At 42.9% G+C, this 15,543-nt stretch carries 11 protein-coding genes; 8 read left to right on the forward strand and 3 right to left on the reverse strand.

Features of this window, described 5'->3' with window-relative positions; translation table 11 throughout:
• Positions 1-15 precede the first annotated feature (15 nt).
• The 5 genes from IDJ75_RS10995 to efp all read left to right on the forward strand — a co-directional run bounded on the left by IDJ75_RS10995 (position 16) and on the right by efp (position 7,311).
• Positions 16-2,292 (forward strand): GH92 family glycosyl hydrolase, encoded by a 2,277-nt coding sequence (locus IDJ75_RS10995; protein ID WP_191175669.1) that lies wholly within the window; start codon positions 16-18, stop codon positions 2,290-2,292.
• Positions 2,293-2,309: 17 nt separating this feature from the next.
• On the forward strand, positions 2,310-3,434 hold the full coding sequence (locus IDJ75_RS11000) for a glycoside hydrolase family 76 protein (RefSeq protein ID WP_191175670.1): 1,125 nt from the start codon (positions 2,310-2,312) through the stop codon (positions 3,432-3,434).
• 404 nt (positions 3,435-3,838) lie between these two features.
• The gene (locus IDJ75_RS11005) at positions 3,839-4,660 is read left to right on the forward strand and encodes an alpha/beta fold hydrolase (RefSeq protein ID WP_191175671.1); all 822 of its coding nucleotides are present in this window, start codon (positions 3,839-3,841) and stop codon (positions 4,658-4,660) included.
• A gap of 94 nt (positions 4,661-4,754) precedes the next feature.
• Positions 4,755-6,641: a M1 family metallopeptidase gene (locus tag IDJ75_RS11010; protein WP_191175672.1), complete on the forward strand. Its 1,887-nt coding sequence runs from the start codon at positions 4,755-4,757 to the stop codon at positions 6,639-6,641.
• A gap of 109 nt (positions 6,642-6,750) precedes the next feature.
• A complete protein-coding gene (gene efp / locus IDJ75_RS11015) occupies positions 6,751-7,311 on the forward strand; it encodes an elongation factor P (RefSeq protein ID WP_191175673.1) in 561 nt (186 codons plus the stop codon).
• 73 nt (positions 7,312-7,384) lie between these two features.
• Here the strand turns inward: efp and IDJ75_RS11020 are convergent, their stop codons facing one another.
• Positions 7,385-8,554 (reverse strand): FAD-dependent oxidoreductase, encoded by a 1,170-nt coding sequence (locus tag IDJ75_RS11020; protein WP_224746565.1) that lies wholly within the window; start codon positions 8,552-8,554, stop codon positions 7,385-7,387.
• Positions 8,555-8,587: 33 nt separating this feature from the next.
• Complete coding sequence (locus IDJ75_RS11025; protein ID WP_191175674.1) at positions 8,588-9,406, reverse strand: helix-turn-helix domain-containing protein; 819 nt, start codon at positions 9,404-9,406, stop codon at positions 8,588-8,590.
• A 95-nt stretch (positions 9,407-9,501) separates the two neighbouring features.
• Between IDJ75_RS11025 and IDJ75_RS11030 the strand changes: the two genes are divergently transcribed.
• Together IDJ75_RS11030 and IDJ75_RS11035 are read left to right on the forward strand one after the other, a co-directional pair.
• Positions 9,502-10,047 carry a hypothetical protein gene (locus IDJ75_RS11030; RefSeq protein WP_191175675.1) on the forward strand — a complete coding sequence of 182 codons (546 nt, stop codon included), beginning with the start codon at positions 9,502-9,504 and terminating at the stop codon, positions 10,045-10,047.
• A gap of 155 nt (positions 10,048-10,202) precedes the next feature.
• On the forward strand, positions 10,203-11,699 hold the full coding sequence (locus IDJ75_RS11035; RefSeq protein WP_191175676.1) for a TPM domain-containing protein: 1,497 nt from the start codon (positions 10,203-10,205) through the stop codon (positions 11,697-11,699).
• Positions 11,700-12,003: 304 nt separating this feature from the next.
• On the opposite strand, the gene IDJ75_RS11040 is transcribed toward IDJ75_RS11035, so the two are convergent.
• Complete coding sequence (locus tag IDJ75_RS11040; RefSeq protein WP_191175677.1) at positions 12,004-13,686, reverse strand: phospholipase D-like domain-containing protein; 1,683 nt, start codon at positions 13,684-13,686, stop codon at positions 12,004-12,006.
• 872 nt (positions 13,687-14,558) lie between these two features.
• Here IDJ75_RS11040 and IDJ75_RS11045 point away from each other — a divergent pair.
• On the forward strand, positions 14,559-15,539 hold the full coding sequence (locus IDJ75_RS11045; RefSeq protein WP_191175678.1) for an AAA family ATPase: 981 nt from the start codon (positions 14,559-14,561) through the stop codon (positions 15,537-15,539).
• The last annotated feature ends 4 nt before the right edge of the window (positions 15,540-15,543 follow it).

Raw genomic sequence — 15,543 nt, forward strand, 5'->3', positions numbered from 1 at the left:
CATTAAGATATTTAAATGAAAAAATTAGTATTAGCTGCCCTTTTGGCCCTCCCTATAATAACTTCAGCACAGATTAGTAAAACAAACCTCGCCGACCTGGTTAACCCGCTTATGGGGACCGATTCCAAACCCTCCCTATCCAACGGGAATACATACCCGGCTATAGCATTACCATGGGGCATGAATTTTTGGACGCCTCAAACAGGTAAAATGGGCAGCGGTTGGCAATACACCTACAATGCCGACAAACTGGTTGGTTTTAAACAAACGCACCAGCCATCGCCCTGGATGAATGATTACGGGCAGTTCTCTATCTTCCCCGAAACAGGAAAGATACGGGTTGACGAAGGCGAACGTGCCAGCTGGTACTCGCACAAAGCAGAGATTGCCAAACCTTATTACTACAGCGTTTACCTGGCCGATTATGATGTTACAACCGAAATTACACCGACAGAACGTGCCGCCAGTTTTAAATTTACTTTCCCCAAAAGCGATAGCTCACACATTGTGATCGATGCTTTTGATAAAGGATCTTACGTAAAGATCATCCCCGGCGAGAATAAAATAGTTGGCTACAGTACCCGCAACAGCGGTGCGGTGCCCCAAAATTTCAAGAACTACTTTGTTATTTATATAGATAAGGTATTCAAGAATGCTTCTGTATGGCATAACAAGGATATTGACGATGGCAAACTGGAATACACCGGTGACCACGCCGGTGCGGTAATCAGCTTTAAAACCAGCAAGGGCGAAGCGGTTAATCTGCGTGTGGCGTCGTCATTCATCAGCATAGAGCAGGCCGAAATTAATTTAAAGCGCGAACTGGGTAAAGAAAGCTTCGGGGCCACCAAACAAAAGGCCAAAGCTATCTGGAACAATACCTTAAGCAGACTTACAGTTGACGGTGGAACGATTGACCAAACCCGCACCTTTTACTCTTGCTTGTACCGCATGCTTTTCTTCCCCAATAAATTGTATGAGCTGGATGCCAAAGATCAGATAGTTCATTATAGTCCGTATAACGGTAAGGTATTGCCTGGTTATATGTTTGGTGGCACCGGATTTTGGGATACCTTCCGTGCCTTGTATCCATTCCTGAATCTGGTTTACCCATCCATCAATAAAGAAATGCAGGCCGGTTTAGTGAACGATTACCAAGAAGGCGGCTGGTTGCCCGAGTGGAGCAGCCCCGGTTATGCCGATGTAATGGTGGGTAATAACTCTGCATCTGTAGTATCCGAAGCTTATTTAAAAGGTGGCCGCGGATACGATATCAACACCCTTTACCGGGCATTGCTGCATGGGGCAAATAATACCGGCCCCGGTGCCGCAGGTAGGCGTGGGGTAGATTATTATAACACGCTGGGTTACGTGCCTTATGATGTAAATATAAATGAGAACGCAGCCCGTACGCTGGAGTATGCTTATGATGATTTTGCTATTTATAAGTTGGGTAAAGCTTTAGGACGCCCGGCATCAGAAACCGATATCTACAAAAAACGAAGTCTGAACTACAAAAACCTTTTCGACCCGCAAACCGGGTTAATGAGGGGTAAAAATAAGGATGGCAAATTCCAAACCCCTTTCAATCCATTTAAATGGGGCGATGCTTTTACGGAGGGGAACAGTTGGCATTATACCTGGAGTGTTTTCCATGATGTGCAGGGCCTGATAGGCCTGATGGGCGGCAACCAAAAGTTTGTAAACAAGCTCGATTCGGTGTTTATCCTTCCGCCGGTATTTGATGATAGCTATTATAACAGTGTTATTCACGAAATCCGTGAGATGCAAATTGCGGGAATGGGCCAATATGCTCACGGTAACCAACCGATACAGCATATGATATACTTGTACAATTACGCCGGCCAGCCCTGGAAAACCCAGCAGCACGTGCGCGATGTAATGGACAAAATGTACAAACCAACACCCGATGGTTATTGCGGTGATGAGGATAACGGGCAAACATCTGCCTGGTATGTGTTTTCGGCAATGGGCTTTTACCCGGTAACTCCGGCCAGCGATCAGTACGTGCTTGGCGCGCCGCTGTTTAAAAAAGTAACCGTTAAGCTACAGAATGGCAAAACTATCAGCATTAATGCCGCTAACAATAGCGCGCAAAACCGATATGTAAATAGCTTACGTGTAAACGGTAAACCATATTCGTTTAACTGGCTTAGTCACTCGGCGTTGTTAAAAGGCGCTACGCTTAACTTTAACATGTCGGCACAGCCAAATAAGCAAAAAGGCGTTAAACCCACCGACGCACCCTACTCGCTATCTAATGAAAAATAAGTAACACACATCTACCTATGAAAAAAATATTTTATATCCTGTTAACCTGCTTATTTATTACCGTTATGGGTTGCAGTAAAGGCTCGGAGAATAAACCGCCTGCTGCAAAACCGGTTGACCCACCAACAACGGCCGACCCTACATTTACCGCGGCTGATGCAACAACCGCTTATACCGCATTTAACAGATACTATTATAACACGGCAAAAAAGCTGTATTACAGCACCACACAACAGGATGGCCTTGGTGCTATATGGACACAGGCCATTTACTGGGACATGGCCATGAATGTTTACGAACGTACTAATGACCCGGCACAGCTTACCTTGGTTAACGATATTTACCAGGGCGGTTTTGACCAATATGATGGCTATAACTGGGATAACACCACCACCTGGTTTATTTATGACGATATGATGTGGTGGGTAATGGCTCTGGCCCGTGCTAACCAGATGACCGGCAACCAGGTGTACCTGCAAAAAGCAATTGCCGGGTTTAACCGCGTTTGGAACGGATCATACGATGCGGTTAACGGCGGGATGTTCTGGGATTTTCAGCATAGCGGTAAAAACGCTTGTATCAATTATCCAACAGTTATAGCGGCCATGCGTTTGTATAAATTAACCGGCGATGCAAGTTATCTTACAAAAGCGAAATCCATATACGTATGGGCCAAAACTAACCTCATGGACGCTAATGGCCGGATAGCTGATCATAAAATTGGTAACAATGCGCCCGGTTATGAAGACTATACCTACAACCAGGGTACAGCTATTGGCGCGGCTATGGCCTTGTATAACGAAACCAAAGACGAAGCGTACCTAAGCGACGCCAAGTTAGCCGCCGATTATACCAAAACCAAAATGGGTGCCAATGGTATTTTGCCTGCCGAGGGCGACTTTAACGAGCAGGGTGTGCTGAAAGTTATTTTTGCCCAGTATATTATGCAGTTGATAACTGATGGTAAGCAAACACAGTATTTGGATTGGGTTAAAACCAACATCAATACCGGCTGGAACAATCGCGATAAAGAACGCAACCTTACCTGGAGAAATTATGCTTTGGCCGCGCCAAGAGGTGTCATGCAATCGTACGAAAGCAGCAGTATTGTAACCTTTATGCAGCTGTATTTTAAGAAATAAACAAACTCCATCTACCTGTTATAGCATCCAAAAGGCGCTCCCGAAAGGGGCGCTTTTGTACTTATTAATGGTTTTGGGTGATCTTCAAACCCTGACACGCTGATATTGATTTCTATATTTTTAATAACCTATAACTAATAGAAAGGATTAAAGAGGGTTTAACGATTAACGTATTCGCTTAACAATTATTGATAAGTTTAAGGGTTTTTGAACATAAAGATTAGCTTTTATTTATTATTTTAGGTCTTCAATTCAGCTTCGTTTATGATTCTGCGTTATCAACGGATAGTGCAGATCCTAAACCACTTGTAATAAGGTAATAAAGGATCATTTTACATCCATCATTATTTTAATTACTAACATCAGATCTCCAATATTTTATTAACATCTAATTATCAAAAACGATGAGCACCATTACAGTAAAAGACGGAACAGAAATTTATTACAAAGATTGGGGAACAGGGCAACCGATAGTTTTCCATCATGGCTGGCCATTATCAGGCGATGACTGGGACGGGCAAATGATGTTTTTCCTGGCACAGGGGTATAGGGTTATAGCGCATGACCGCCGGGGGCATGGCAGGTCGAGCCAGGCGGCTAATGGGCATGATATGGATACCTACGCAGCTGATGTGGCCGAACTTGTGCAGGCGCTCGATCTGAAGGATGCTATACACGTTGGTCACTCAACAGGCGGTGGAGAGGTTATCCGTTACGTTGCCAAACACGGCAAAGGCCGTGTGGCAAAGGCGGTACTGATAAGCGCGGTTACCCCTATAATGGTACAAACAGAAAATAACCCTGATGGCATCCCTTTATCTGTTTTTGATGAGATACGCGAGGGTACTGCTACAAAAAGGCCACAGTATTTTCAGGATTTTACCATGCCGTTTTATGGCTTTAACCGCGAAGGCGCAAAGGTGTCGCAAGGTATAAGGGATAATTGGTGGCGCCAGGGAATGATGGGGGCCATTAAAGCGCATGTAGATTGTGTAAAAGTATTCTCTGAAACAGATTTTACGGAAGACCTTAAAAGCGTGGACGTACCAGTACTTATTTTACACGGCGAGGATGACCAGATTGTGCCATTCCAGCTTACGGCTGTAAAGGCGATAAAGCTGGTAAAGAACGGGCAACTGATTTCGTACCCGGGTTTCCCACATGGTATGCCAACTACAGAAGCTGCAACAATTAATAAAGATTTGCTGGCTTTTATTAAAGCGTAAAGTATTAAGCGTTGTTTATCGTATTATAAAGCTGCCGCCATTTATGGTTGGCAGCTTTTATATTTACAGGCTAAAAAGATTTAAAGAAATATACATGATGCCTTATAAAAATACGGTGATATGGTTTGGGGGTTTATGTTTAACCATATTTTGTAATATAGTTTACGCCCAAACAAAGTTGCCATTGGCCACAAACCTGAACAAGGCATATGAGCGGCATACCCGCAGTTTAAACGGGGTCCCCGGTAAGGCCTACTGGCAAAATAGTGCAGACTACCAAATCAACGCAAGCTTTACTCCAAACACAAGAGTGTTAAGCGGTAAGGTTAACATAAGCTATCAAAACAACAGCCCCGATACCCTTAAGCAAGTTGTTTTTAAGCTTTACCCCAATTTATATCAGCAACAAGCCATGCGTAATACGCAAGTATCGCCCGAAGATCTGACCACCGGGGTAGATATCTCCGCAATGCAGTTTGATGATAAACCTGTAGAGCCAAATAAAAGGGTAATAAGAGGTACTAATATGTACATCAGGGGGCTTGTAATACCACCAGGGGGTAAAGCTAAATTTAATGTGGCTTACACTTATACTTTAAATAAAGGGTCATTTATCAGGACAGGGCAGGTTGACAGCGGTGCTTTTATAATAGCTTATTTTTTCCCAAGGATAGCAGTTTATGATGATACCGACGGGTGGAACGAATACCCTTACGTAGGTAAAGAAGAATTTTATAACGATTACTGTAATTTTAAAGTGGAATTAACCATCCCCGGGAATTACCAGTGCTGGGCAACCGGCGATCTTATCAATGTGGATTCGGTATATCAGCCAAAATTTGTCAAACGTATAGCCGATGCCATTAACAGCGATTCGGTTACCAATATTATTACCGCTGCTGACGTTAAAGAAGGCAATATCACCATGGCCAGCCAAATTAATACGTGGAAGTTTGAGGCCAAAAATGTGACCGACTTTGTATTCGCCATTAGCAACCATTATGTTTGGAAGGCATCGAGCGTGCTTGTAGACCCAAAAACAAGGCGACGCACCCGGGTTGATGCCGTTTATAACCCTGAGCATAAAGCCTTTGAACCGGTTATTGGTTACGCCCGTAAAACGGTCGAACTGATCAGTTACAAAATACCCGGCATTCCATTCCCTTATCCGCACCAAACAATTTTTGAAGGACTTGACGCCACCGAGTACCCTATGATGGTGAATAACCTGCCTTTTGAAAAAGATGAAGCCGTTGAATTTACCGTCCATGAGGTTTTTCACGCGCTTTTCCCTTTTTATGTTGGCAATAACGAAACAAAACATTCTTTTTTGGATGAAGGATGGGCCACATTTTCTGAATTTAGTCTTTCGCCATTCATCGATTCTAAATTAACCGATACCTATAGCATGAGCGATATTAACAGCAGCGCAGGCTCTGACCAGGATGTGCCCATCATGACGCTTACACCGCAATTGTACGGCAAAGCGCGGTTCTCTGATAAAGACCTAAAACCGGCGATCGGGTTTCATTACGTACGCGAAATGCTGGGCGATAGTCTGTTTTTCAAAGCCATCCGGTACTATATTAAACAATGGAATGGTAAGCACCCCACCCCGTATGATTTCTTTTATTGTATGAACGCCGGTGCAGGTAGAAACATGAACTGGTTTTGGAGAAACTGGTACTTTGAAAAGTTTGCACCCGATCTGGCTATAACAAAGGTTAATCGCCAAAAGCGGCAATATGGAGTTGTTGTTGCAAATAATGGAGGCGCGGCAGTCCCTGTACATCTTTTGGTATATTATAAAGATGGCAGCAAACAAGCTATAGATGTAAGTATTGCCTGCTGGGAAAAGGGGAATAAAACAATAACTGCATCTTTTAAATCAAACAAGCCGCTAAGTAAAATAGTGTTGGGTAAACCTTACGATGTAGATGTTAACCCCAAAAACAATGTTTGGGTGGCCGGAGCCCATTAAAGTATGGCACACATCGATATAATAGCTATTGCCATACTATTTTTTTTATGATAAAGGTTTATCGTAACTTAATATATCTTTGCACTTTAAATTTTACAATTACATTTTCATGGCAAAGGCATCTGAAATTAAAGTAGGGAATATATTACGCTACAACGGCGAATTGGTAACTGTTACAGAAGTTTTACACCGTACACCAGGTAAAGGTGGCGCGTTCTATTTAGATAAGTTTCGCAACATAAAAACAGGCAAAATTGTTGAGGCCCGTTTGGCTACCGACGAGCAGGTGGAGATTTGCCGGGTAGAAACCAACGATTTTCAATATCTGTATGAAGAGGGCGACTACATGGTGATCATGGATAATGTTACCTACGATCAGCATAATATACCAAAATCATTATTTGGCCCGGCTGTTAAATTCCTGAAAGAGGGGATGAACGTTATCGTATCTTTTGAAAGCGAGGAGCCAATAATGGCAACCGCACCTAACCATGTAGAATTAGAAATTACCTATACTGAACCTGCCGTTAAGGGCGATACATCTTCGGGCGCACTTAAAAATGCTACTACCGAGAATGGTGTAGAAATAAAAGTGCCCCTTTTTGTAAACCAGGGCGATAAGATAAAAGTAGATACGCGCACAGGCGATTACGTTGAACGTGTAAAATAAAATTATAATATAAACAGGGAAAGCCACTCTTTTGGGTGGCTTTCCCTGTTATAGGCCATATCAGGCCAAGTTATTACTTTCTGCCAAAAACTGCCAGCATCTTTTCAAGCGCCCCGGCACTGTGCATCCGTTCTCCGTTTGCAAGCGACGCTTGTGCTGCCATTGCGGCTCTTTTACGCATGTTTATTTCATAAGCAGAAATGGCTTCCTGCAAAGTGTTGTACCTGCCAGATGTTAAATACTCACTTAATTCCAAAGCGTCCAGCATGGCCGTATTTGCACCTTCGCCCGCAAAAGGGGGCATTACATGTGCTGCATCTCCCAACATCGTTAAATTAGGGAGCGTTTCCCAGGTTTGATCCAACGGCATACAATAAATTGGGCGTGGAATAAATGGTGCTGCTGAATTTTCAAACAGTTCATACCAGGTACTGCTCCATTCAGCATATTCTTTTTTAAACCATGTAAGCAATTGTGCTTTATCCGAGTAGTCTAAGCCATTGGTAGCAACCCGGTTTTCATCTGCTTTAAAGCTTAAGTAAAAACCCAGGTCGCCATTGCCTTTCTGCCCTCCCAATATGCACTTTGAATTTCCGAAAGCCATAACCTTTCCGCCGTTTAGCAATGCATAAATATGGGGTGTTGCTTTTTCTGCATCGTAAACATTGATTTCAACCATCGTAATGCCCGAATAAAAAGCCCTGGTGTTTGTAATATATGGGCGGATCCTGGAATTTGCACCATCAGCGGCAACTACAATATCAGCGTAAGCAGATGAACCATTTTTGAAATGCATCAGCCAGCCTTCATTTTGTTTTTCCATTGAAACATAATGACTGTTCCACACAACCGTTTCCGGCTGTAACGACTCCAGTAATATTTTCCTTAATACACCGCGGCTTATTTCAAGGCGAATGGGGGTATTGTTTTGAGCTTCTGCGGATTGGGCTTCGTGGTCGCTGAAGCATATTTCAGCATTTTTATTTACGACGATTTTTTTATCTGCTCCTATAAGGGCATTTTTAGTAAACTCATCAAACAAATTTGCCTTGCGTAACGCAGCCGATCCCGATTCTTCATGCATATCAAGCGGCGAGCCCTGTACCCTGGCATCTTTATCAACATCTCTTTCATATACTTTTACATTTGAGCCTTTCAGCTGTAAAAGTTTTGCCAGGGTTAATCCGCCCGGGCCGCCACCTATAATGGCAATCTGTTTATTTTGTATCAACATCCTTTTCATGATTGAAATGCAAAATTCAGGATTGCTGCTATATCAGGCTTGTACAAATGCGACAAAATAGGTGCTTATGGATTGTTTCCCCTTCTTTGCAATTCGCGCGAATGCTGCAGGTGTGGTACCGCTGTAGCGTTTGAACTCCCTGCTTAGATGGGATTGATCTGTATAACCCAACTCGTGAGCTAAACCGGCAAGGCTGGCATTTGGATATTGCCATAAATGGTTACGTACCTGCTCAAAGCGCATTAGCCCGGATACATCTTTAACCGTATAGCCAGCAGATTGCTTGAAGTTCCTTTCCAATGTACGTACTGTTGCATGCGCCGCCTCTGCCACCTTGCTTACCGGCATAGTGCCGTTTGTTTCCCGCATAGCAACCCCCGCTTTAAATAACATACTGTTGGTAGTTATCCGCAATTGGTCGTCCATAAAGTATTGTGTTACTTCAGCTACAGCCTCATGTATCCTTCCGGCGTATATCAATTTTTCTAACCTTGGTTGAACCTGCGCTATCGGGTGCTCAAATACCCTAACCCCGTCTTTATCTGGCGGCAGCCCGAGCAGATCAAACACCGCCCATGGATAACAACGGATACCTATGATCTCGAAACGGTTTTTTGCTGAAAAGTGAGCAGGCTGATTAAGCAGCCCCATCATAAATGGCGATGGCAATGGCTGTAAGGCCCCATTATGCAAGATGCTGCAACCGCTGCCAAAATGAAAAATGATTTCAGCATAGCCGTCAGGCTGTACCTCAAAGCTCGATGGTAGTTCTCCGAGGTCCCTTCTGTCGTACCAAAAGCACTTGATGGCATCCCGTAGCTCTTCAGGAGGTTCAAATTCTTGATGCTGCATTTTTAAAGATAGGATATTTGAATGTAACAAGATATGCCCGGACAACCGGGGATTAATAAATTTCTACAAACAAAATTGTTTTTAGAACCTTTTAAATGGACCAAACCTTTGGAATGAACAGAGCAGCCTTCCTACTTATCTTGCCCATTATTTTTGTTGCCTGCCAAAGCAGGCCTGCAAAAACCGTTAGTGTTATTAAAACTGCTAAAAAAGACACGGTTAAATCCATACTAAAATCACCCGAAGCATCAGACATAACCGGCATCTATTACGCTGAATCGTTAGATGGCCAAAGCGAAAGCTGCAATATGACCGTCGAGATCAAAAAGCATGGTGCGGGTTATTCTTATGAGATCTCCCTTAACGACAAAAAAACCAAAGGCAAGGCCTCGCTGCAAAAAGGCGAAGACAAGCAAACCTACATTAATTTTGAGGGTATTAAATGGGCCGAATATGAGGGCGATATTTCAAATGACCCGGAAAAGGGCGACACCACTGCGCTTGAACTCCCGGTAGGCATTAGCGGCGTAATTGCAGGCAATGAGATCACTATTCAAAACACAGGCAACGCTATGAATTACTATGTAAAATTTGCCGGTTGCGACGAAAAATATATCAGGCTGGTAAAAAAACAATTATGATAGAGCTGACAGATACAGGTAAGGCGCCTACATTGAGCAACAGGCAAACATTAGTATAATGCTGGTAACGGCCATTATATTAATGGTTGGCGTTTATATGGGTTGCACCATCGGTTTTTAATTAAGGATACAACAGCATTAATAACATAATACCAATGCCCAATCTTAAACCATTACGGATAATTTTATTTATACTGTTATTATTACCTGCGCAGTTGTGCATAGCACAAAAGCATTATACTGTAAAGCAGATTCCCGATCCAAAAGCCACAGGCGGCCCCGGCTACGTAAGCAACCCGGATGCTGTTTTAAGTGAAAGTGATGTTGCCTGGCTTAACCAAATTATTGCCCGGCTTGAAGAGCAAACAAATGTGCAAATAGCCGTTGTGGCGGTAAACGATTTTGATGAACACGCCGAGGTGTTTGATTTTGCACTGCAGCTTTTTAGAACCTGGGGTATAGGCAAGGCCCATGCAGATAATGGCTTGTTATTATTTGTAGCCACCAACCGGCGCGAATACCGATTTATTACCGGCTACGGGCTGGAGGGTTTATTACCTGATGCCGCCCTTAAAAAAATAGGGGATAATTACATGGTGCCGGCCTTTAAAGAGGGTGCTTATGGCTCGGGCATTACCAACGCGCTTACCGCTATTGCTGATTATCTAAGTCAGGAGGGTAATAAAAACGAGCTGGACCAACTGATGCTAAAGCAAAAGCACGTAGAAAAACCCTGGATGGAAACAATTGGCATTTGCGTACTCATTATACTGGCAGCGATACCCATACTACGCAGCACTAAAAAACACATGCCGTTTGTTGCCGGTAAAACAAATAGAACCAACGGTTACGATAAGGTAATTACGGTAGGGTGCGGGGGCTTATTCATCATCGGTTTCGTGTTGGTGTTTCTATCTGCTTTTACTATAGGTTTTGGATGGCTTAAAATTATTACGCTTGCAGCCGTTCCGTATATACTGTATGGGCTTATTGCTGTTGGCCTGTTTTTTAGATACTATGCAGCGTTAGGCGCCAACCGCAATTTTTACAAGGATGATGAGAATTTTGCAAACGCGGTACAACAACTTAATAAGGTAGCCTGGTGGTATGGTATTTTATCGCCGTTAATACTGATAGGGATTTTTATAGAAGAGATTAGGCGTAGAAATATTGTTAAGCGCTTTAAAGCACCATTAGATACGCGTAAACAACCTATGTTAAGGATAAACAGGGATAATAATAAAGATGGTAAACCCTACATTACATCCGGCCAGCTTGCCGAAGAAAACGCGGGCGTGTATATATATGATATCTGGGTTAGTGCCGATGGCAAAGAAAACAAGGTAATTGCCAACCAGGGCGATAATTTTGACGATTTTACCGACTGCCCGCAATGCAAGTTCAAAACATTATGCAAACCCAAAACCATTACACTGGTTAATGCTACTTACAGCCGCGAGGGTAAAGGTAAAGAGGTACGCCGGTGCGATAATTGTAATTATGAGGAATTGATAAAAATGGTAGTTTTTCCGATGCTTACTAAAAGTTCAGGTTCATCAGGCTCAAGCAGTAGTGGCAGCGGTTCCTCATCCAGTAGCAGTAGTTGGGGCGGCGGTAGTAGTGGCGGCGGCGGGGCTGGTGGTAAATGGTAAGTTTTTTTAATATGCCCTTCTGCTTTTTTTGCCAAAAACAAAGGCCGTTACAATTTATTGTAACGGCCTTGTGCTTAAGTAGCCGAAAATAAAAGATTTTCAAACCAATTTGTGGAAGATTTGGAACGTTTAAGCCGAATTGATAAATTAATCGAGAATTCGTAAATCTTATGCTTAAGTGGTAGTGATAAAGAAACTGGTGTCAAACCTGTATACGGGGCTTGCCTTATCTTAACTGAATTTCAGTGCTTGTCTTTTTCGTTGATCGTTGTACACAGCGTTGGCTTGAACTGGCAAAGCGCATTTATTCGGTTATCACAGCAAAGAACCTCCTTCTTGAAGAACGCGGGGTATCACCAAAGCTGTCTTTCCACCAGTCGTCGGTTTTGAGTGGTTTGGGCTTGTCATCGGGTTTACGCCATTCCAAGGATTCACGGAACGAGAAATGCGAAAATAGCCGCATGAACTCACCGATGTAAATGTCGGCCACCCGTTTATTACCACGGATGATGAGCATGTTCTCATCATTGTCTGTTGTTGAGGCGTTACTGAAATTTGCTGAGCCGGTGATTACGATAGGGTCTTCGCCCAGCGGGTCGATCAGCATGAATTTATTGTGGATGTATTTGACGTTTTTATTTAGGTTGGTGAGGGATTCTTTTACCCAGCCATCGAACTTGTTTGTTGTAATGAGGTTGCCGATAGCGAAGACGTTTTCCGGCTGGTTGCGCAAATTCTGTATGATTTGTTCCTCGGCGGCTTTTGCTGCCTGCTGTTCCGGTGTCTTGCTGGCCATCGGCCTTGTTTTCTTTTCCAATAAAGCGAAGCGAACTTTCGCCGTCGAGGTTTTATAAACGTCTTTGAAAATATCGTTCAGGCCAAATGCAAAGGTCATAAATAAGCCGTCCTTTGCTGTTTTGGCCAACTTACCATAGAACTTGAGCGCGTCCAGCGATTTACGCGGACTGAATAGGGTAGCCGTTCCAGCACTTACAGGTATTGGCGGTACCTGGTTGATATCCTCTGTTTGCTTTCTAATCACAGCCTCAGCCGGATCAGCCTTCATATCTTTCCAATAGGCTAAGTATTGCTCTGCTACAGAGGCTTGCTCAACTACATGCGCTACATTGGAGTGTCCGAATATACCTCCAATTGAAAAGTTAGTGCCGCCTGTCCAAACGCTAACGGCGTCATCATTACCGTCCAGTTTGACCATGAACTTATTGTGTGAAATGTAATCCTTTCCTTGTGTGCGTTTGGTACAAATGCCGGCTATACCTACGTTGTTAACGGCTGTTTCGTTGGCATCGCCGGGATTCGTGCCGCGACGATCATATACGATCTGGACATCTACGCCATCGGCTTGGGCTTTTTTTAGCACCCGCAAAAATGGTTCGTAATTAAATTCATAAGCAGCGATGCGTAATTTATCCTGGTGTGGCACGCAGCTTTGTACAAAGCCTACCATGGCTTCATAAAGCCCTCTCGATAGCCAGTCAAATATCGGTTGATCAGCAGGCAGGTCAGGGTTTGGTCTTTTATCGCCGAAACGCCGCACATATTCCTGTGAGGCTGCCGCGCCGTTATTAAAATAAACATCATGGTCACCGGTTTCGGGGGCTTCTGTTGTAACAGTAACCGAGGTCGCCGCGAATTTGGTAAGGTTTCTTGGAGTGCCTTTTAAAGCAGTAATCAGGTAAGTGTAATTGCGTCCGGGTTGAGCGGAATAATCTGCCCATTGAAAGCTTTGTACAGGGTGGTCTTTCGTAGAATATAAAGAGCCGGGAGGAAAACCGGGATCGGTTTCAGCAAATGCTTTCATGCCGCTGAGATAAATAGCCGTGTTGTCCGAATGATCAGTACGGAAAACGGAAAAACCTAAAAGATTGCCGCATTTGGTTTGGGGCAAGTGAAAACCCAAGGTAACTACATAGGTACCGGCAATTGCCAATACTTTCAGATCGTCGGTCGTTGATGATTTACGCATATGGATAAGGTTGAAGAGTAATTTAGAAAGTGTAATAGGCCGTTTAAATATACATAAATACCTGTTTATCAACGATAATAAATTATTAAATAATTTAATGCGCTACTAAATTGATTCTAATATTTCTAACAGGTGACCGACTTGAACCGCAGATGGTTCCGGCTGGTTCTGACCTTCAGCCTGTGGTTTTGAACTTTTCCCTTCTTAACAAACAATTAAGGAGGATAATTTTGATGGAAAATATCGAACTATTAAAAGACGAAGAAGAAACAAGTTAATTAATTGAAATACAGGAAAGTATAAAATGGTGGATAGTTGGGTTCAAAAGTGTTTTTGCTTTAGGTACTGAAGCAGGATCGAACTTGGCATTGTATTGATTTTCAGCACGATAGCAATTGGTGGAAAAACAGAGGCCTTGAAATATGCATTTCAAGGCCATTTTCTGCTGTAGTAGCCCACACTGGGCAAATTTCGAACTTTTTCTTGGAGGATTTGCGTAAAATGGCGTTTTGAAAATAGTTCAAGGTTTGACGTTCGTAGCAATTTCTGCCATTAATATTTGTGAACCTTGATCTAACTGCTTGCCCTTAATGGACAAGCAGTTTACGATTACCATTAAAAACGACAATTAGGTTACGTGATTTATGCAGGCCAATTCGGGGGTACTTCGGATAAAACAAGGGCTTTTAATTCTTTAGATCCATAAAAAAATAAAAGGCAATCCAGATGAGTCTTTAACTTTCCACAGGACATCTGTTTGTTCACAAATCGTTGTGTTTGAATTTTATTAAGCATATTATCGTCAATTATTAGCTGTAGACCTTCGTTAATTATTAATACAGATTATTAATCGTTATTTTGCAACCTAAACTATGGCAGCAGCAGATCAAATAAAAAGCTTAATTAGATCATTCGGAGAAAGCGATGACAGTCGTTTCTATGCTACTGCTATGCAGATTGCTGCCTCGGAAGCTAAGAAAGGACACACGGCCTTAGCTGATGAATTAAAAAAGTTGATCGATAATGCGAAATTAGGTAAAAATAAATTTCATGGCGTTGTCAGGAATATGCCAGTCAACGCTGCGCAAAAAGAACTTTCCGATCTACTTGAACTAGTGCAGCCTGATGTGAAGCTAAAGCAGATGGTATTGGCTCCTTCCATTACAAAAGCGATCAAACGCATTTTACAGGAGCAAAGTAAATTAGAGCTGATCAAACAGCACAATTTGCAACCCCGAAAAAAGTTGTTATTTACAGGTCCTCCGGGTTGTGGGAAAACGATGTCTGCCAAAGCGCTTGCGAGCGAATTAGCAATACCATTATTTATTATTCGACTGGACGGGTTAATCAGCAGATATATGGGCGAGTCTATCGCTAAATTGCGTTTGATCTTTGATGCGATGAAGCAATTCAGGGCGGTTTATCTTTTTGATGAGTTTGATAGTATAGGAACGACCAGGACCAATGGCAATGAAGTTGGAGAGATCAAACGGGTGTTAAATAGCTTTCTTTTGCAAATCGAGAAAGATGATTCTAATAGCCTGATTATCGCGGCTACCAACCTTCCGGAGTTTTTAGACAGCGCCTTATTCCGGAGATTTGATGATATCATAGTATACACCTTGCCTGAAGCGCCTGAGATCCGGCACCTTTACGAAAGCAGGTTGAAAGAATTAAAATTGCATCAAAATTTCGATTTGGATTTAATCACTCGGGAATCTACCGGGTTAAGCTATTCAGATATATCAAGAATATGTGAAGACCTGGCAAAAGATGTATTGGTTTATGGTGAAGAAGAGGTTTCACAGGAGATATTCATTGAAAATATCCGACAGAGAAAGAAACCTTTTTAAACCT

Source organism: Mucilaginibacter rigui, assembly GCF_014773275.1.
In the GTDB taxonomy this organism is placed as follows: domain Bacteria; phylum Bacteroidota; class Bacteroidia; order Sphingobacteriales; family Sphingobacteriaceae; genus Mucilaginibacter; species Mucilaginibacter rigui_A.

Coding starts and splice junctions, on each gene's coding strand:
- IDJ75_RS10995 (WP_191175669.1), top strand. CDS start 16: ATGAAAAAATTAGTATTAGCTGCCCTTTTGGCCCTCCCTATAATAACT.
- IDJ75_RS11000 (WP_191175670.1), top strand. CDS start 2,310: ATGAAAAAAATATTTTATATCCTGTTAACCTGCTTATTTATTACCGTT.
- IDJ75_RS11005 (WP_191175671.1), top strand. CDS start 3,839: ATGAGCACCATTACAGTAAAAGACGGAACAGAAATTTATTACAAAGAT.
- IDJ75_RS11010 (WP_191175672.1), top strand. CDS start 4,755: ATGATGCCTTATAAAAATACGGTGATATGGTTTGGGGGTTTATGTTTA.
- efp (WP_191175673.1), top strand. CDS start 6,751: ATGGCAAAGGCATCTGAAATTAAAGTAGGGAATATATTACGCTACAAC.
- IDJ75_RS11020 (WP_224746565.1), bottom strand. CDS start 8,554: ATGAAAAGGATGTTGATACAAAATAAACAGATTGCCATTATAGGTGGC.
- IDJ75_RS11025 (WP_191175674.1), bottom strand. CDS start 9,406: ATGCAGCATCAAGAATTTGAACCTCCTGAAGAGCTACGGGATGCCATC.
- IDJ75_RS11030 (WP_191175675.1), top strand. CDS start 9,502: ATGGACCAAACCTTTGGAATGAACAGAGCAGCCTTCCTACTTATCTTG.
- IDJ75_RS11035 (WP_191175676.1), top strand. CDS start 10,203: ATGCCCAATCTTAAACCATTACGGATAATTTTATTTATACTGTTATTA.
- IDJ75_RS11040 (WP_191175677.1), bottom strand. CDS start 13,686: ATGCGTAAATCATCAACGACCGACGATCTGAAAGTATTGGCAATTGCC.
- IDJ75_RS11045 (WP_191175678.1), top strand. CDS start 14,559: ATGGCAGCAGCAGATCAAATAAAAAGCTTAATTAGATCATTCGGAGAA.